At 41.6% G+C, this 18,750-nt stretch carries 13 protein-coding genes; 8 read left to right on the plus strand and 5 right to left on the minus strand.

Annotated elements, in window-relative coordinates; translation table 11 throughout:
• Positions 1-8 precede the first annotated feature (8 nt).
• Positions 9-479, plus strand: a complete 471-nt coding sequence (locus V7K56_RS30465; RefSeq protein WP_334916760.1) for a PAM68 family protein — start codon at positions 9-11, stop codon at positions 477-479.
• 337 nt (positions 480-816) lie between these two features.
• On the plus strand, positions 817-1,875 hold the full coding sequence (gene aroF / locus V7K56_RS30470) for a 3-deoxy-7-phosphoheptulonate synthase (protein WP_334916762.1): 1,059 nt from the start codon (positions 817-819) through the stop codon (positions 1,873-1,875).
• A gap of 494 nt (positions 1,876-2,369) precedes the next feature.
• On the opposite strand, the gene V7K56_RS30475 is transcribed toward aroF, so the two are convergent.
• Together V7K56_RS30475 and V7K56_RS30480 are read right to left on the minus strand one after the other, a co-directional pair.
• The gene (locus tag V7K56_RS30475) at positions 2,370-2,621 is read right to left on the minus strand and encodes a hypothetical protein (protein ID WP_334916764.1); all 252 of its coding nucleotides are present in this window, start codon (positions 2,619-2,621) and stop codon (positions 2,370-2,372) included.
• 533 nt (positions 2,622-3,154) lie between these two features.
• Positions 3,155-4,411 (minus strand): HhoA/HhoB/HtrA family serine endopeptidase, encoded by a 1,257-nt coding sequence (locus V7K56_RS30480; RefSeq protein WP_334916766.1) that lies wholly within the window; start codon positions 4,409-4,411, stop codon positions 3,155-3,157.
• Positions 4,412-4,589: 178 nt separating this feature from the next.
• Here V7K56_RS30480 and V7K56_RS30485 point away from each other — a divergent pair, with 178 nt between their 5' ends.
• Together V7K56_RS30485 and V7K56_RS30490 are read left to right on the plus strand one after the other, a co-directional pair.
• The gene (locus tag V7K56_RS30485; protein WP_334916851.1) at positions 4,590-5,486 is read left to right on the plus strand and encodes an ATP adenylyltransferase family protein; all 897 of its coding nucleotides are present in this window, start codon (positions 4,590-4,592) and stop codon (positions 5,484-5,486) included.
• Positions 5,487-5,796: 310 nt separating this feature from the next.
• Positions 5,797-6,615, plus strand: a complete 819-nt coding sequence (locus V7K56_RS30490) for a hypothetical protein (RefSeq protein WP_334916768.1) — start codon at positions 5,797-5,799, stop codon at positions 6,613-6,615.
• A 293-nt stretch (positions 6,616-6,908) separates the two neighbouring features.
• On the opposite strand, the gene bioD is transcribed toward V7K56_RS30490, so the two are convergent.
• Positions 6,909-7,598, minus strand: coding sequence for a dethiobiotin synthase (gene bioD / locus V7K56_RS30495; protein WP_334916770.1), 690 nt, complete (start codon positions 7,596-7,598; stop codon positions 6,909-6,911).
• On the minus strand, positions 7,598-9,358 hold the full coding sequence (locus V7K56_RS30500; RefSeq protein ID WP_334916772.1) for a protein kinase domain-containing protein: 1,761 nt from the start codon (positions 9,356-9,358) through the stop codon (positions 7,598-7,600). The genes bioD and V7K56_RS30500 overlap by 1 nt, the downstream gene beginning before the upstream one ends.
• Before the next feature lie 995 nt (positions 9,359-10,353).
• Here V7K56_RS30500 and V7K56_RS30505 point away from each other — a divergent pair.
• The 4 genes from V7K56_RS30505 to V7K56_RS30520 all read left to right on the plus strand — a co-directional run bounded on the left by V7K56_RS30505 (position 10,354) and on the right by V7K56_RS30520 (position 14,333).
• Positions 10,354-11,370 (plus strand): ribose-phosphate pyrophosphokinase, encoded by a 1,017-nt coding sequence (locus V7K56_RS30505; RefSeq protein ID WP_334916774.1) that lies wholly within the window; start codon positions 10,354-10,356, stop codon positions 11,368-11,370.
• Between the two features lie 329 nt (positions 11,371-11,699).
• The gene (locus V7K56_RS30510; RefSeq protein ID WP_334916776.1) at positions 11,700-12,392 is read left to right on the plus strand and encodes a Uma2 family endonuclease; all 693 of its coding nucleotides are present in this window, start codon (positions 11,700-11,702) and stop codon (positions 12,390-12,392) included.
• A 651-nt stretch (positions 12,393-13,043) separates the two neighbouring features.
• Positions 13,044-14,048: an aldo/keto reductase gene (locus V7K56_RS30515; RefSeq protein ID WP_334916778.1), complete on the plus strand. Its 1,005-nt coding sequence runs from the start codon at positions 13,044-13,046 to the stop codon at positions 14,046-14,048.
• Positions 14,049-14,171: 123 nt separating this feature from the next.
• Positions 14,172-14,333 carry a hypothetical protein gene (locus V7K56_RS30520; protein ID WP_334916780.1) on the plus strand — a complete coding sequence of 54 codons (162 nt, stop codon included), beginning with the start codon at positions 14,172-14,174 and terminating at the stop codon, positions 14,331-14,333.
• 49 nt (positions 14,334-14,382) lie between these two features.
• On the opposite strand, the gene V7K56_RS30525 is transcribed toward V7K56_RS30520, so the two are convergent.
• On the minus strand, positions 14,383-18,006 hold the full coding sequence (locus tag V7K56_RS30525; protein WP_334916781.1) for a response regulator: 3,624 nt from the start codon (positions 18,004-18,006) through the stop codon (positions 14,383-14,385).
• Positions 18,007-18,750: the final 744 nt, after the last annotated feature.

An 18,750-nucleotide genomic window follows, 5' to 3' on the forward strand; every position in this document is an offset into this window, starting at 1 on the left:
TACCGCTTATGTCTGCTGAAGAATCTGAACGCAGTCGTTTACCTTTTGAACCGAATAAAAAGCGCCAAAAACCCACAAAAACTCCAAGTAAACCAGCAGCACAGCCCCAAGAATCCGTCAAACAGGCTGATAAAAAAGTGGTTTACAGCAAACAAGAGATGGCAATTCCCCAAGTAGTCAGCCAGCGGATGATCCGACGGGTAGCTGGGTTCTCTGGTGTACCAACAGCTTTGGGCATTAGCGCCTTGATTGCTAGCTATCTGCTTGCTACTTACTCTGACATCCGACTACCTCCCATTGCCGTGTTATTGGTGAACATGGGATTATTTGGTTTGGGGGTTTTAGGGATAACTTATGGGGTTCTCTCTGCCTCTTGGGATGAAGAAAAAGTCGGAAGTTTTCTGGGTTTGGGTGAGTTCAACACCAATTGGGGACGAATGGTGGCAGCTTGGCGCGAAACTCGGCAAAAAAACTCATAATGAACGGCGCTCAAGTATTAAGTAACTGTGATATTGGGTAAATGAAGAAGTGAGGCACTCCGTTGGGCGGGTTTCCCGACTTGAAGGAAGTGCCGAACCAGTGAATGTTGAAGTTGAAATTTTATCACTTCAACATTGCTAATTAAAATATTATAATTCTTTTTATACCCCATATTTAGCTATTTAGTAGTAAAATTACTGACTTAACGCTACATTTTGTCTATTTATTTTGTAAACAAATTTTATTTTTAACTATTTGTAATTAGGCCAATACACAACAATAAAGTTAGCCTATTTACAGAAAATTTTACTCAATTAATTAATCAGGAACTTTCAGATGATTATAGTAATGAAAAGTGGTTCTCCAGAGGCGGAAATAAACCGCATTGATGAGGAACTAACTGGCTGGGGGCTAACTCCAGAAAAAATTGTAGGTCAACACAAAGTAGTTATTGGTCTAGTAGGTGAAACTGCCAGCTTAGATCCACTACAAATTCAGGAACTTAGCCCTTGGATTGAGCAGGTGTTACGGGTAGAGCAGCCTTACAAACGAGCTAGCCGTCAGTACCGTCATGGCGAAGCTTCAGAAGTGGTGGTTAATACTCCTGATGGAGCAGTAGTATTTGGCGAACATCAGCCTTTGGTAGTCGTTGCTGGTCCCTGCTCCGTAGAAAATGAAGAAATGATTATAGAGACGGCGCGGCGCGTCAAGGCGGCTGGAGCCGCATTTTTGCGCGGCGGGGCATATAAACCCCGGACTTCACCTTATGCCTTCCAAGGACACGGCGAGAGTGCTTTGGATTTGTTAGCAAGAGCGCGGGAAGTTAGCGGACTAGGTATTATTACAGAAGTGATGGATGCCGTAGACTTGGATAAAATTGCTGAAGTTGCTGATGTGATTCAGGTGGGGGCAAGAAATATGCAAAATTTCTCCTTGCTCAAAAAAGTGGGAGCGCAGCGGAAACCAGTTCTCTTGAAGCGGGGAATGGCAGCTACTATTGAAGATTGGTTGATGGCAGCAGAGTATATTCTGGCATCTGGCAATCCCAATGTAATTTTGTGTGAAAGAGGAATACGCACCTTTGACCGTCAATATACGCGAAATACACTGGATTTATCGGTAGTACCCGTGTTGCGAAAGCTGACTCACCTGCCAATCATGATTGACCCCAGCCACGGCGTAGGTTGGTCTGAATTTGTGCCTTCAATGGCAATGGCTGCGATCGCAGCTGGCACAGATTCCCTGATGATAGAGGTTCACCCTAATCCTGCCAAAGCTTTATCGGACGGGCCCCAATCTCTGACACCAGATAGTTTTGATAACTTGATGCAAGAATTAGCAGTAATTGGTAAGGCGGTAGGACGCTGGCAGCAACCAGCAGTGGCTCTAGCTTAAAATTCAGTTACAACTTATTGCTAGGCATAAATAAATTAAAGTTTGTAGTGAGTTAGCGCAGTCTTCTCCCAAAGGGAGAGGACCGCGCCAAAGGGGTTTCCACGCCAGTTGCTTCAAGTCGGCAGAGCCGCCCAATGCACTGGCTCTCCATAAGCGACTAATATCAATTTGAAAAAAGAATGCGACAGATACATACGGACATACCTTTGTTATGTCTGGCTTTGTTAATGCATGGATTTTGAATTTTGAATTGGTATAACTTTCCCGTTGGGTCAGGAGTTTAGTCCTGATAAATCTGAAGAAGCGATAAATTACTTATTACAAACTAAGATTTTCTTGTATGTTTAATTATACCTACCTATTTATTGTAAATATGAAAAAATGCCCCTTTAAAAATCTTCTAAAGGGGATTTTTAAACACCAACTAAAGCTATGAACAAATAAATCTGCAATCAATATTGATGGACAATATTTTTTTGCAATTGTAAGACTTTTTATCGATATACATAGCGAGCAGGTATCCAGTGGCGACCACGATTTCTTTGCACCCAACGCCCAGGAACCAATATCCTCCTTCTCGCTTGAACAGGGGTATGAACTCTAAATCGCACTGGTCTTCTGATTATTCTCACTGGAACCGATCGCCTAATTGGTCGTCGGATCTGAGCATCGGCTTGAAAAGGAATAAAGGTAACAGCAATTGGTAAAATCAGCGATGCAGTAGCAAGCATTCTTTTAATACTCATTCGCAAACTTCCCTTTTTATGATATTGACATCAAAGAAATTAAGTAAGAATTCAGCACCCAGGAGTCAGAAGCAGAGCCGGAGGCGCTCCGCCTCTGGTCAGAATTTATCAGGAATTTAGAATGATTGGTATATTTATTCATTAAATGCTCTGCTGATTCTTCAACTATTCTGAATCCTGAGTTTTAACTCCTGAATTCTTACGAAATTAATTTTTCATAAAATATTAATTCCTTTGACAAATAAATACTAGAGTTGAAAAGACTTATACACTAGTGATAAAGGTCATTACTTGAACCGTGACTAATGTCATGAATAAAAAATGTAAACATGACTTTGCTATTGAATAAAACTATCTTTACAGGGTGGCACTGTTAATACCGAAAATTTCGATTTTGATGTTTGTAGCAGTGTCTAACTGACGGCAATACGCTTAAATACGCTTACTGCAACTCAATTTTGCCACTTGAAAAAAAGGGACGGGCAAAATACCCATCCCAGAAAACTCACTTTTATTCAATTGATAGTAAAATTTTATTGCACTTGTGTGGGGAAAGCACCAGGTTGCACAGCTATATTAATACTTTGGCCATTGCGACGTAATTCCATACGTAAGTCGCTTCCGACTTGACTATTTTCTACTGCCTTTTGGACACTGCTGGCATCTGTGACTGCTTGATTACCAAGCTTTTGAATTACATCACCAGCACGTATCCCTGCTTTAGCAGCTGGTGAATTTGGTATAACTTTTACAACTAATACACCTTTATCTTCATTCACACTCAAACCGCTATTGGGATCTGAGTTGATATTTTGTTTTAGCTGAGGTGTTAACCCCACCATCTGAATTCCCAGGTAAGGATGTTGTACTTTACCTGTAGATATTAGTTGACTAGAAATGCGTTGTGCTGTGTTGATAGGAATAGCAAAGCCTAATCCTTGTGCCCCTTGAATAATGGCTGTATTCATGGCAATTACTTGGCCACGAGAATTTAGCAAAGGCCCGCCGGAGTTACCGGGATTAATTGCGGCGTCGGTTTGAATATACTCTACTCGTTTATCGGGAGCGCCGATGAGATTGCTACTGCGTCCGGTAGCACTGATGATTCCGGTAGTTACTGTATTATCTAATCCAAGGGGGTTGCCGATCGCGATCGCCCATTCTCCGGGTTGTAGTTGATCTGAGTTACCCAAGGCTACTAACGGAAGATTGTCTGCCTGAATCTTCACAACAGCAACATCGGTCAACTCGTCTTTTCCTAACACCTTTCCTTTAAAGCTACGCCCATCTTTGAGTGTAACTGTTACGGTATCAGCACCATCAACTACGTGGGCATTGGTAAGAATACGACCATCAGCACTAATAATAAAACCTGAACCAGTACCTCGTTCTACACGATCCTGTTGTTCTGGTAGTTGAGAACCAAAAAAGCGTTGGAAAAGTGGATCGTTAAATTCATCTGGTATCTGGGTTTTTACGGTTCGAGAAGAGTCAATTCGCACCACAGCAGGCCCTACCTTTTGCACCACTTGGGTAACAAAATTAGGATCTGTGCCTGCTGGTATTGGAGGAGCAGCATTTACTCGACTTACTGCCAAATTAGATGCACTTTCAGATACCTGCTGAGAGTGTCCAGCCATATAGCCGCCTGCCAATGTCATACCCGATCCCAGCAGCACCAGCGATAGAGAGGCGGCAGCCTTTCTCCAGGGTTTATGATATTTGGCATCAGCAGTGTTATGTGAAATGCTATTTGATGGGTGTTCTCTGTCGCGAGATTGGTTTTGCATTGCTGTCTGGAAAGATATTTAGATGTATTATTAATGTAGATATAATTTGTGACAGTTTTGTTGCAGAGGTATTGCATTGTTGTGAAAGCTTTGCTATTTTATTGAACCGTATTGGAATATAGTCATTCGTAGAGACGTACATCGCTGCGTACTCTTTACCATGCCTGAAGGAATAGAAATGGTACAGGGGAAAATCTTACTTAAACCTGGCACTTTATGGACAAGTGTTAAAGAACGGACTGAACATGCTTTGCAATGCGGGGCGCTACTCTCGATTCCGACAGAATTTGAATTTGTTGAACAGGATGGCGTGCGCTTTTTAGTGCGGATTTTGTCTAACCTGAATCGCAAAAAAGCAGCTAAGAAGAAACAGGAAAAACAATCTGTTACTTCTGGTGAAGAGTTTAATCCTTTTTTGCCCTATGAAGAAAATTTATTTGTGGCGGATATCTCCGATACCCATGTATGTATTTTAAACAAATTCAATGTTGTTGATTATCATCTGCTAATCATCACTCGTGATTTCGAGGAACAAGAAAGCTTACTCACCCTAGAAGATTTTACGGCTATGTGGGCGTGTTTGGCTGATTTCGATGGTTTAGCATTTTACAACAGTAGCAAAACCGCAGGTGCTAGTCAGCGACACAAGCACTTACAATTAGTACCCCTACCACTTGCCCCTTTAGGGTTGCAAATACCGATTGAACCTTTACTAACATCAGCACAATTTCAAAACTCGAATGCAACTTTAGCAAAGCTTCCTTTTGTACATGCTTTCGCATCACTAAATTCTAATTGGGTGCGATCGCCATTGGCAGGGGCCCAAGCAACACTGGAAATTTATCACACTTTGCGTCACGCTGTAGGTTTAGATGCAAAGCAATCTGGTGCTTACAATCTACTAGCGACACGAGAATGGATGTTAATCGTACCGCGATCGCAAGAGCATTTCCAATCTATCTCTGTGAATTCATTAGGATTCGCTGGTGCGTTGCTTGTGCGAAACGCAGCAGAAATGGAGATTCTTAAAACCCAAGGGCCGATGACTATTCTCAAAAATGTTGCTGTATCCTAATTGAGTTGGTGCGATGTCTACACCTGTGCTGGCAATAAAATCCTCACCTTGACAATTCACAGTCAAGGTGATGACCTGAGCATCTGATAAATTGTCGCTACTTATACCAATTTGAAAAGAGAATGCGACAGACCGATTGATTCAACTTGGTACTGAGTGTGGTGGCACACCAGTACTGACTATGCGTGAGAGGTTAAGATAAATCTTGAGAATTTATTAAGTTTTTTAACTAATTTGTTCAACAGTTTCGCACGGCGAACTAATTTAAACTCCAGTTATTACCCACCAAAATCATATTTGAGGAATTTTTATGAAGTTAAATGTACATTTACGATACAGCACTTATGTCCTCAAACTAGTTACAATTGCTCTCTTTATGGTGATCACTTTGATAGTCACACTCTCTTTTGCCAACAATGGAGTTGCTGTCTCGGAAGTAATATGTAATAAATCTACTTCTAATGTAATTGCCAATCAAGCCAAGCAAATAGTCGATGAACTGCGCCTTGAGTTGGCTGGGGTAGAGAATCAGATCCGCAACCATCCCTATCTAACGGCTCTAGAAAACGGACAAGTGTCCCTGGAAAACCTAAAAGCCTTTGCCGGAGAGGAATACAACATAGTTAAGAGCGATATTAAGAGCGATAGCCTTTTAGTGCAGCGCTTTGGTGGAACTCGTAATGGGAAATTCTTTCGAGATATTCTCTCTGGTGAGGTTCAATCCCTCAATTTGCTGTTAGATTTTGCCAAAGCCTTCAACCTCAATGAAGATGATCTGAAAAAGTATGAACCATTACCCGGGGCGCAAGCATATCCCGCCTATGTAGTTTCCCTTGCTCTATACGGTTCGGAGGCTGAAGTTGGAGCCGCCTTTTTATTCAATTTCCCTATATTCGGTGAAAATCTTGGAAGGATGAGTGCTGCACTCAAAAAACAATATCATCTCACTCCTAAAGATACAGCATTTTTCGATTTCTTTGCCAGCCCTATACCAAACTTTGAATGTAATTCTTTAAGTGTAATTGAAGCAGGCTTAAAGCATGGTGCAGAACCGCTCTTAATCAAGCGTGCAGCGCGGTTGCTGCAAGCCTATGAGAAGTTGTTCTGGGATACAGTTGCAAAAGAATAAATATTCAGCCTTCGGGATTGAACTGTAGGCTTCGGAGGTTGTTCGTTTTAACAGAAAATCAAGACTTAGTTGTGGTTAAATCTCTCCCTTAGTCCCTAAGCTGGATTTATCCCCTTTTCCTGCACCCTCTTGACAAAAATGCAATTACCTTAACCTGTCAAGGATGCGCTATTCATCCCCGGATTCAGCAACGCGTGTATAAGTAAATCTAATTGTCCTAGAGGGTCGGCTATTAAGCTAATCGGCATTTAAATACCGATTAGCTTATCTATCAATATTAAAAGAATATCAATTTAATCATTCTCAAGTGTTAGTGTTTCCCAATCTAAACCTGATGCTATTTGAGCAAGTTTATCTAAATCAGTCAGGTTATCTAAATAGGGTAAGCAGCCTAAAACTGGCGTATTAGTGAGTGATTGAATCAGTTGAAATGGTGTCCAGTCGGCTATTTCTGCATCCGTTCGGGGTTGTACGCAGTTCAAAACAATGCCTTTGAGATTGAGGCGCGATTGTCTAGCTAATGCCACATTCGCCACTGCTTGAGCGATCGCACCCAATCTCACTGGTACTACCAATACCGTTGGTAAACGCCATTCTCCCGCCAAATCAGCTACCGTTAATTCCTCAGTTATTGGCGAACCTAACCCTCCCAAGGCTTCTACAAGTACAAAATCACGCTGCGATCGCAACTTAGATAAAGCTTGCCACACAAGCGCTAAATCTACTCGGCGATTTTCCCGTGCTGCTGCTATGGGAGGAGCAAGAGGTGCTTGAAAGTACAAAGGTGTAATTTCTTCAGCAGATTGTTCTAGCACAAATAGCTTTTGATACCACTCGCGATCGCCAGTCCCCGATTGAATCGGTTTCATGATTCCCCAGCGTCGCTGCGAGTAATATTTTTGCCAATAAGCTGCTAACGCTGTTGTTAAAACAGTTTTACCAGCTTCCGTATCAGTTCCAGTAATTAGTAGTGTGTTTAACATTAATTTCTTTGGCCAGAAAATGGTTGTGTTCCATCAGTCGGCGGCAAAGTCGGCGCTTCAGTAATGGTCGGAATTGGCAAGGGTGTTTCTGTGGGAAGTGGCAAAGGTGTCTCTGTGGGAATTGGCAAAGGTGTCTCTGTGGGAATTGGCAAGGGTGTTTCTATGGGAAGTGGCAAGGGTGTCTCTGTGGGAATTGGCAAGGGTGCTTCTGTTGGTGTTGGTTTGACTGGTTTTTCTAATGCAACATTGAGGTTGTAATTGCTTTCGGCAACTCCTGAAAGCAGAGTTAACTCAATAGTATATCTACCAGTAACCAACAATGTGCCTTGATAAAATGTGACTTGTTGGGCAGTATTCTCAATTGGTTGTCCATTTGGACTTAAGACTGTTAGCAGAATGGTGCTTCCTGGATCAATAAACGTGTTTAATTTAGCACCTTCTCGCCCAAAAAAGCTGTACTGGATGATTTGATTTGCTTTGAGAGTACCTTCAACCGTGGTTGGCTTAGATGCTGTAAGCTTGAGGCGCTTAGTAGATACAACAGGTTGATCGTTAGTAGGTGTGGGTATTGGTGTTGGTGTGGGCGTCGGTGTTGGTGTCGGTGTGAGTGTCGGTGTCGGTGTGAATGTAGTACCACCAGAAATTACTGGTGAAGGGAAATTTTGTGGAAGCGTCTCATCTGATGTTTTTGACTGACTGCGGATGGAACTTACTAGTGCCCAAGAACCAAATCCTGCTACGATCACTACAGCAATGGCAATTGCGGCGATCGCTAACGGATTATCTAAAATTGAACTACTGCGACTTGGTAGAATCACAGGATCGGTTTTCTTGGGTGAACCTGCTGGTGCTATTAAGTCAGGACGGCGACTAACTGCCATTGTCTGCAAGTTAGACACATTTGGGTTAGGGACAGTGGGTTGGGTCAGAGATTGCAGTGCTTGAGATACACTAGCAGCACTTTGATAGCGATCGCTCGGTATATGATTCAACATTCGATTCAAAACCTGGGCAAATCGCGGGTTCACTTTTACCCACCGCTGCCAATTCCAAGTTAATTGGTTTTGATCGAATAGATCCTTTGGTTCTTTACCAGTCAACAAAACAATCGCGCTTACCGCTAATGCATACAAATCACTACTAGGATATGCTCCCCCTGTTTGCATTTGTTCGCTGGGAGAGTAGCCTAATTTTCCTACGGTGGTTTTCGGTAGCGGACTATCTGGCGATTGTAAACGTGTTGCTAATTCCTTTACCACCCCAAAGTCAATTAACACAGGTTTAGCGTCACTATCTCGCAAAATAATATTTTCTGGCGAGATATCTCGGTGAATAATTCCTCTACTATGAATATGCTCTAAAACAGGCAACAACATTTGTATCAGCTGCAATACTTCAGCCTCTGTGAAAGTTTTACCCACAGCTTGACGTTCAGCCAGTAGAGTTCGGTACGTCTGACCTGCAACGTAGTCCTCCACCAAAAATAAGCGTTGGTCTTGCTCAAATCTTTCCCGGAATTTCGGCACTTGTGGGTGTTCAATTTGATATAAAATGGCAGCTTCTCGATGAAAAAGCTCTTGTGCCCTCTCCCAATCCAAAGCCGACCTTGCTATTAAATTCAATTCCTTGATCGCGCAAAGTTCGTTAAAGCGCCTCTGGTCTTCTGCCAGATAGGTTCTACCAAATCCTCCTTGTCCGAGAATTTGAATTATGCGGTAACGGTTTTGCAAGACAGTGCCAACTGTAATCGGTGGTTGCATGATCGATTGATTGAGTGTAGTAGCAACTGAGGAGGAAGTCACCCACAAAGATTAAGTCCAAGAGGCGACGTACAGTTACCTGCGGCAATATTCTACTGTAAAATTCCAAAAATTCTGCCATTGGGCTATTTCCCAAATTTATTCGAGTGGCGATCGCCCTAACATCCAAAATTATCATCCGTTTGAGTCGCAGGACGGATGCAGTTATCGCTGCACCCAACTGGAGCGATCACAACCACCCAAAAATCAGAGTATACACAACAGTATTAATTTTATCCCAGCAACAATATGGGTACTAACTAATTCAGCGGTGATTGGTAGCTTATAGTTGACAGGATGTTCGCGGACAGATTCAACATCTAGGATATTTATTGATATTGAACAATTTTTCTATATTTCACTAAAAACTTTTAAGTAAAAATATTTACAACACTTTACTTAAGTAGAATTACTTTTGTTAAGTAATGTTTTAGGAGCAAAAAAAATCTCTTTATTTAATCTTTATTTAATCTTTATTCAAATTTTATCTAAAAACTTGCTAGTGTGTGGATAAATTTTGTCCACAGCTAGCGTCTTCTCGGCTCTATAGTTGTCATTTTTGTCAATGCGTAGACTATAGAGTAATAAGCTACCATAGTCTACTTAGAAAGAGGTGCTATACTGTGTGAGCACAAACTCTTTAATATCACTAAAGTTGTCAATCCTTTACTTTCTAGCTATCAATGAGGTAATTAGAAGAACCTACCACACCAAATAATGTTTAAGCGATTAGGGTTACTTACCTCAACCAAAAAATTGAACTATAGACCTAGTGGATGGACTTGATGTCAGTTAAGCTATCAATAGCTTGTTTGCCAAGAAGACTAGATAATTAGTGAATAATAAATTTATGCAAAAATGTTTAAATTTTGTATGGAAGCTTCAACAAAGCTTACAGATGTTTTTTTAGGCTATTTCTTGGTTAAATCTATTAAATCTCTAATGATAATATTGCTATGAACGCACATAGAGGATCTGCTGTGCTCAGTTCTGCAACTTTCAAAGTGCAACCATCTGCAACAGGACTGAACGATAATCATCGCCTGCGGCTGTTTTCTGGCTCTGCCAATGTACAATTGTCTCAAGAAGTTGCTCGTTATTTGGGCATGGACTTGGGGCCAATGATTCGCAAAAGATTTGCGGATGGAGAACTTTACGTTCAAATCCAAGAATCGATTCGGGGTTGTGATGTCTATTTAATTCAGCCATGTTGTCAACCTGTAAACGATAATTTGATGGAATTATTGATTATGGTTGATGCTTGTCGTCGAGCTTCTGCGCGACAGGTGACGGCAGTAATTCCCTACTATGGCTATGCTCGTGCCGATCGCAAAACAGCGGGACGAGAGTCAATAACCGCCAAGCTGGTTGCTAACTTGATTACTGAAGCTGGTGCCAATCGCGTTCTCGCAATGGATTTACATTCGGCTCAGATTCAAGGCTATTTCGATATACCCTTTGACCATGTTTACGGTTCACCAGTATTGCTAGATTATCTAGCCAGCAAACAACTGCCAGACGTGGTAGTTGTTTCTCCTGATGTTGGTGGTGTAGCGCGAGCTAGGGCATTTGCAAAAAAACTGGATGATGCTCCACTGGCAATTATTGACAAACGTCGTCAGGCACATAATGTTGCAGAAGTATTAAATGTTATCGGCGATGTTAAAGGCAAAACGGCAGTGTTGGTGGATGACATGATCGACACTGGAGGCACGATCGCGGAAGGGGCGCGATTACTGCGTGAAGAAGGAGCGCGTCAGGTATATGCCTGTGCAACTCATGCGGTATTCTCTCCACCAGCGATGGAGCGATTGTCTAGTGGCTTGTTTGAGGAAGTCATTGTCACCAATACCATTCCTATACCAGAAAACAATCGTTTTCCACAACTAGTGGTGCTGTCAGTAGCTAACCTGTTGGGAGAAACTATCTGGCGAATTCATGAAGATACTTCAGTCAGTAGCATGTTCCGTTAACTACATTCCCATTACAGGGATGAATTACCCACATTGACTCCTTGATCGGGTGCAGTGTGGGCTTTTGCTTTTAGTTATTACGCCAACACTAACACCAATTTGCAATCATATGTAGTATTTCTCCCCCTGCCTCCCCTGCTTCTCCTGCCCCCTCTGCCTGCCAAAACTAATATTTTTGAACGCAACTCGGTATAACGTCCCTTGTGAGCGAAAGCACCCCTAATCGCTGCACAATAGCTTTTTTATGTGCGGTAGTAAAATGGATGCAGCACTGCCAAAATAGAATACTTTGATTGAGTTTAGACAATTTGGGTAAAGAGGACAAAGGGATGGTTACAACTCCTAAAAAAGGGATTTCAGTTTTACCTCTGGAAAATGGCGATCGCTTATCTCGCTGCGAATTTGAGCGGCGCTATCAGGCAATGCCGCATCTCAGAAAAGCTGAACTGGTTGAGGGAGTTGTGTATATCATGGCATCGCCACTGAGAATTAAAAGTCATGGGGAACCACATGGAGACTTGATCGGGTGGTTGTGGAACTATAAAACGGCAACCCCTGGCGTTGTTCTGGGAATTGAACCCACAGTGCGTTTAGATCCGGATAATGAACCACAGCCTGATGCGGTACTATTCATTCCGGGCAGACAGGCATTGATTAGTGAGGATGATTATATTCAAGGCGCACCCGAACTGGTAATAGAAGTGGCAGCAAGCAGTGCAGCGATCGATTTACATGACAAAAAACGCACCTATCGACGGAATGGAGTACAGGAGTATATTGTCTGGCGAACATTAGATAATCAGTTAGATTGGTTTAGGCTGCAAGCAGACGAGTATGTTTCGCTACCAACTGATGACCAGGGAATTATTCGCTCTCAGGTGTTTCCGGGGTTGTGGTTAGCAGTACCTGCCTTGCTCTTGGGAGAAATGGCAACGGTGTTATCTGTGTTACAAGCAGGTTTAGCTGCCATTGAACATCAAGAATTTATGCAAAAGTTGAATGAGACTATCGAAAATAGGTAATAGATATAGATATGTACTGAGTTTTTTTAAATCAAAAAATCAAATAGGGAGTATTATTTTCTCTCTATCTCCTATTTTTCTTACTTACCAATTTTGCTGCCTAGTCTCCACTTATCTAGGATAATTTAGACACATAGTTTCTATGTAACTTATCTTCTGTTTTATTATCCAACCAATAAATTTATTTTTTACTAATAGTTTTCTATGTATTTTATTTAACTATAGTAACAACTTATATATAAATAATTATAGCCTTAACCATTTTAATATCCTCTAAGTCTATCAATAAACCGAATTATATTAAAAAATTCTCTTGAAATTTGAAAAGTATATGCTATTTGAACTATGATTTTTAGCCGCAGTCCTGCTTCGATTGACGGTGGCGATCGTTTTGCATATCCGAGAGATTTTGCCAAAAGCGCCCTCTGCTAAATATTTCCTGATTCCCTATTCCATATTTTTCATTTATATGCAATTCTTAATCTTATAGCCATTAACTCCGGTAAACTGACAAACATACAGTATTTTATATACTGGCTCTTGTAAAGCAATGTTCATAGCTCTGCAATATTCTAGGCAAATCAATGTTAAAAGGCTATAGAAACATCACAACGTCCCACAAGCATCTCAACAAAAAGTGGAGCAGATCGGATGACGAAATATGTAAATCTTGGCAAAACTGGACTAAAAGTATCGCGTATTACCCTCGGCACCATGACTTATGGCTCGCGTAAATTGCGTGAATGGGTATTAGAAGAAGAAGAAAGTCGTCCATTTATCAAACTGGCTTTGGAATTGGGGATTAACTTCTTTGATACCGCCGATGTTTATTCGTTAGGTGCTAGTGAAGAAATTGTCGGGCGAGCGCTGAAAGACTTTGCCAAACGAGATCAGGTTGTTATTGCTACTAAAGTACATGGTAAAGTTGGCGATGGGCCTAATGACCGAGGACTATCTCGCAAACATATTTTTGACAGCATTGATGCTTCTTTGCAGCGACTACAGACTGATTATGTAGACTTGTACCAAATTCATCGTTGGGATTATGAGACACCAATCGAAGAAACCCTAGAAGCACTGAACGATATTGTCAAAGCAGGTAAAGTCCGTTACTTAGGAATTTCTAGTGTTTACGCATGGCAGTTGGCCAAAGCCCTCTATACCGCAGACATCCACGGCTGGACTCGTTTTGTATCAATTCAAAATCACTACAACCTAGTGTATCGAGAAGAAGAACGAGAAGTGATACCCTTAGCTCTAGATCGAGGAATTGGTATTATTCCTTGGAGTCCTTTAGCGCGGGGTTTTTTAGCAGGAAATCGCAGCAAATCAGATTATGGCCAAACATTGCGGGCAAAAACTGACGAATTTGCTCACAATCTCTACTATCAAGATTCAGATTTTCAAGTAGTTGATCGCGTAGTGGAATTAGCCGCAAAACGGGGTGTGAAACCCACACAAATTGCTCTAGCTTGGCTATTACATCAACCAAGTGTAACATCTCCTATCATTGGCGCTAGCAAGATTGAACATCTTAAAGAGGCTGTCGAAGCGGTGGATTTAGAGCTTTCTGATGAAGAGCGCAAATTCCTAGAAGAACCTTACACACCCCATCCCATCCTCGGGCATCAGTATCCTTCTGGAAATCGCCCATAAAGGAAGCAAAAGAGCATCGCCTTTACCTCTCCTCACCTGAAGCTCTCACCACACAAAGTTTGTGTGGTGGGCTATTAGGGACTGGGCGATCGCTATCTGCAACCATATTGCAGGTATGGTATCTTGTCTTTACGGGAAGCAGGGAAATATACTAAATTCGGCGTTGCAGAACAGTGGGATGAATTGGGGCAAGCAGGGGAGGCAGGGGAGGCAGGGGAAGCAAGGGGAGAATTTTGGAAGTTACTAAATCATCCCGCAACTATGCAACGCCCTAAATTCCAGTAATTAGTATGGAAAAGCCCTCTTGGAAAAGGCTAATAAAAAAGATGACTCCTTACCGATACAGCCAAACCCGGAGTAGTGAAAGCAGTTGCTCAGTATCTACAGGTTTGGTGATATAGTCAGAGGCTCCGGCTTCAATGCACTTTTCCTTATCGCCTGGCATGGCTTTGGCAGTTAAAGCAATGATTGGTAGTGAGCGAAACTGTTGTAGCTGGCGGATAGCGCGGGTGGTTTCGTAACCATCCATTTCCGGCATCATGATATCCATCAAAACTATATTAATTTCAGGATTAGCTTGCAGTTTCTCTATGCCATCTTTGCCGTTTTCGGCAAACAGTACTTGCATATGATAGCTTTCTAAAAAGCTAGTCAGGGCAAAAATATTTCGGAGGTCATCATCTACAATCAAAATTTTCCGATTAGTCAGCACCGGGTCAGTTTGATGTAGTTGCTCTAACATTTGCCGCTTTGGTGTGGGCAAATTTGCTTGCACCCTATGCAAAAATAGGGCAGTTTCGTCTAATAACCGCTCTGGCGATCGCACATTTTTAATAATAATTGTCTCTGCAAGTCCCCGCAGCTGGGTTTCTTCCTGTCGGCTGAGTTCTTTACCGGTGTAAACAATTATCGGCAGTTTCAAAAGCCTGGGTTCAAGTTTTATCTGCTCAATTAGGGCAAACCCGCTCATATCGGGCAGACCAAGATCCAACACCATACAATCAAAGTGATGCGATCGCAAAATCGAGAGGGCTTCTGCCCCCGTACCTACTGCTGTACTCTGGACATCACCATTACCAATCAGTTCAATAATGCTTTGGGCTTGTACGGGGTCATCTTCTACAATTAGGAGATTTTTTACTTGACGTTCAATAAAGCCTTTAATCTCAGTCAATACCTGAGTTAGCGCTTCTGGAGACACGGGTTTTTGTAAATAGGTAATCGCTCCTAGCTGTAAGCCCCGTTGTTGTCTTTCGTCAACAGAAAGTATGTGTACTGGTATATGTCTGGTATCTGGTTTATGCTTCAGACGATCCAGCACCGTCCAACCATCCATCTCTGGCATGTGGATATCTAGCATAATCGCATTGGGTTTAAACTGTTCTGCTAGTGCTAGACCTTGTTTGCTCTGTAAAGCAACAATAGTTTTAAAGCCCTGCTGACGCGCCATATCTAATAAGATGCGGGCGAACTTATCGTCATCCTCGATAATTAGCAAAATGCGATCGCCTGGTTGAATTATTTCCCGGTCATCTGGAATATCGTTGGGTAAGCTGGTAAGCACTTTCACTGATGGAGAGATGTCCACAGTTGTGGGTCTGCTTTCCACGATTGGCAGTTCTTTAATGGTCGATACTGTAGGGATAGAGGTAATTGGCTCAAAGGCTGGTGTGGTGATATTTTGGTCATTTTTTTCCTGTTGCCTGGGCAAGTAAAGGGTGAAGGTGCTTCCCTGTCCTGGCTGGCTGAGTAGTTCAATTCTCCCTCCCAACAGTTGAGCTAATTCACGGCTGATGGACAAGCCCAAGCCAGTCCCCCCGTACTTGCGGCTGGTAGTACCATCTGCCTGCTGAAATGCCTCGAAAATAATCTTCTGCTTTTCGGCTGGAATGCCTATGCCCGTGTCGCTGACGGCAAAAGCAATCATGGAATTATCAACTTGGAATATTTGTAATTTCACACCTCCCTGTTCTGTAAATTTAAAAGCGTTAGCTAGGAGATTTTTCAGCACTTGTTGCAGACGTTTGGAGTCGTTATAAATTGTCGGGGGTAACTTCTCATCCCGTTCAATAGTAAAACTGAGTTCTTTATTGTGGGCAACTTGCCGAAAAGTCTGCTCTAGAGATGTCTGCAAATCTGCAAGAGCAATTTGCTCAATATCGAGCGACATAGTACCCGACTCAATTTTTGCCAAATCTAAAATGTCATTGATTAATTCCAGCAAATCAGTCCCAGCCGAGTAAATAGTCCGGCTGTACTCTACCTGTTTCTCGGTCAAGTTGTTAAGAGAGTTATCTGCTAGCAGCCTTGCTAAAATTAATAGGCTATTTAACGGTGTCCGCAGTTCGTGGGACATATTCGCTAGAAATTCTGACTTATATTTGGAAGACAAGGCCAGTTGTTCAGCTTTTTCTTCCAAAGACTGCCTCGCCCGCTCAACTTCCTGGTTCTTGCGGGCTACTTCCCGATTTTGAGTTTCTAATAATTCTGCCTTTTCTTCTAGCTCCTCATTTAGTTGTTGCAATTCTTCGTTAGATTGCTTGACAATAAATTGTGATTCCTCCAAATCTTGCGCCTGTTCTTCCAAGCGTTGATTGCTTTGCTGTAATTCTTCTTGCTGGGTTTGCAGTTCCTCTGTTAAAGCAACAGACTCTTCAAGTAGTTGCTGTGTTTGCAATTGTGAGGCGATGTTATTTAAAAATACGCCCAGATTTTCACTCAATTGCTCTAGAAATGTCAGGTGTAACTTTCTAAAAGGCCCAAAAGAGGCAAGTTCAATTACAGCACTTACCTCCGCCTCAAATAGTATGGGCAACACAATAATATTTAGCGGTGGTGCTTCTCCCAAACCGGAACTGATCCGGATATAGTCATTGGGAACTTCCGTGAGGAGGATTCTTTGTTTTTCTAAGGCCGATTGTCCGACTAATCCCTCACCCAAGCGAAACTGATTTGCTAGGTTTTTCCGCTCTTTGTAAGCATAACCACTCAACAACTTCAGCACAGGCTGGTCGCCTATAGAGTCCATCACATAAAAAACGCCTTGTGAAGCTCCAACCAGTGGTGCTAGATTCGACAATATTAGGCGAGATGCACTTTCTAGATTTCGCTGCCCTTGGAGCATCTGGGTAAATTCAGCTAAGTTAGATTTTAGCCAGTTTTGCTCCTCATTTTTTTGAGTTGTGTTTTGCAGATTAACAATCATTTGGTTGAAGGTGCGCGTCAACACACCAATTTCATCCTGGCGATCGCTATCTGGTAAACTGACCAATAAATCCCCATCTGCCACCTTTTGAGCCAAATCAGAAACTCGCTTCAGCGGTACTGAGATATGTCTGGTCAGGGCGAATCCGATTAAAGCTAAGAGCAAAGAAAATAAGGGAATACTATAAACAATACTGGCGAGTGTTTGGCGAGCAGCAGTTTGTGCCTTCTCAGAGCGCTGTTTCAGCAGTGTATTCTCCTCATGTTCCATCGTCTGGATAACTTTGCGGATTTCACTCATTAGCTGCTTTCCCCGGTCTGTCAGAACGACCTTCTGAGAAGCTTCAAAACCTTGGTTTTGGCGCAAATCAATAGTTTCTTTAAGTTCGTCCAGCTTCTGAGTGATTAATGGCTGTAAAATATCCAGCTGCTGTTGCTGCTTGGGATTATCTGTTGTTAAATTCTGAAGATCCTTAACTTTTTGATCCACTACTTGAATGGCTGCGTTATATGGTTCTAAATAGCGCTCTTCTCCAGTCAGAACGTAACCACGTTGCCCAGTTTCAGCATTTGTCAGTTGCAAGTTGAGTTCTTCAAGCTGACTTAACACCTGGTAAGTATGGCTTTCTTTGCGCGAAGTTTCAACTAGCTGATTGGTGCTTTGGTAGGAGATTAGACCAATGGTGGCCAGAGTTGCCAAACTCAAGGCAAAACTTGCTCCAATCTTGATTCCAATCTTCAAACGGTTCAACATTATTACAGGCAGGTATTCAAATTATTTCTGTTTTTGAGACTATTTTAATTATCTTTTGGCTATCCAAAATAAATGGGGCATATTTAGTTTATGTAGGATATGTCTAGTTTTTTGCGGACTAACTATTGTTATTTGTATCCTCATTTTTTTAAAATATAACGTTTTTTTAAATAATTACTTAAAAATTATATATAATATAATCATATTTTTATCTAATCTTCTGCCCCTTTTTTTTACAATAAATCATTAGGTAATATAACTTATTTTATAATTGAACCTTGCGGTGGATAATTAAACACTTATTTTTGGATTATAAATTTAATATTAGACTTTCAACTAAAAAATGGTGGTTCTTATAAGTGCAGTAATTAACCTAGCAAGACCTAAATTTTGCAAAGGCCAAAAGGTAGAATTTATCAGTGGATTGGGAACCATAATACAATGCTATCGTAACTCTGGTCACTGGTCTTATCTTGTATAAATGGAAATGGGTTTAGAACTGGATATGGTAGGATTGATTATGAAACCACTCTTTTACTATTTGAAACAGATAGTATTTTACTTGAAGACTACCCTATTGTTGCTTATGTTTAATTAATATTGATATCACTTTTTCTCAAAAAATCTTGAGGAATACTAAATAATTCAATACTCATTTAATATTCTATTGTGATGGTTAAATAACTCTCAGGTTTGAAAAAAGTTAGATAGTAAAATTAAGTAGCCGGATAGTGAAAATTAAAT

The sequence above is a fragment of the Nostoc sp. genome (genome assembly GCF_036917535.1).
Classification (GTDB): Bacteria; Cyanobacteriota; Cyanobacteriia; order Cyanobacteriales; family Nostocaceae; genus Nostoc.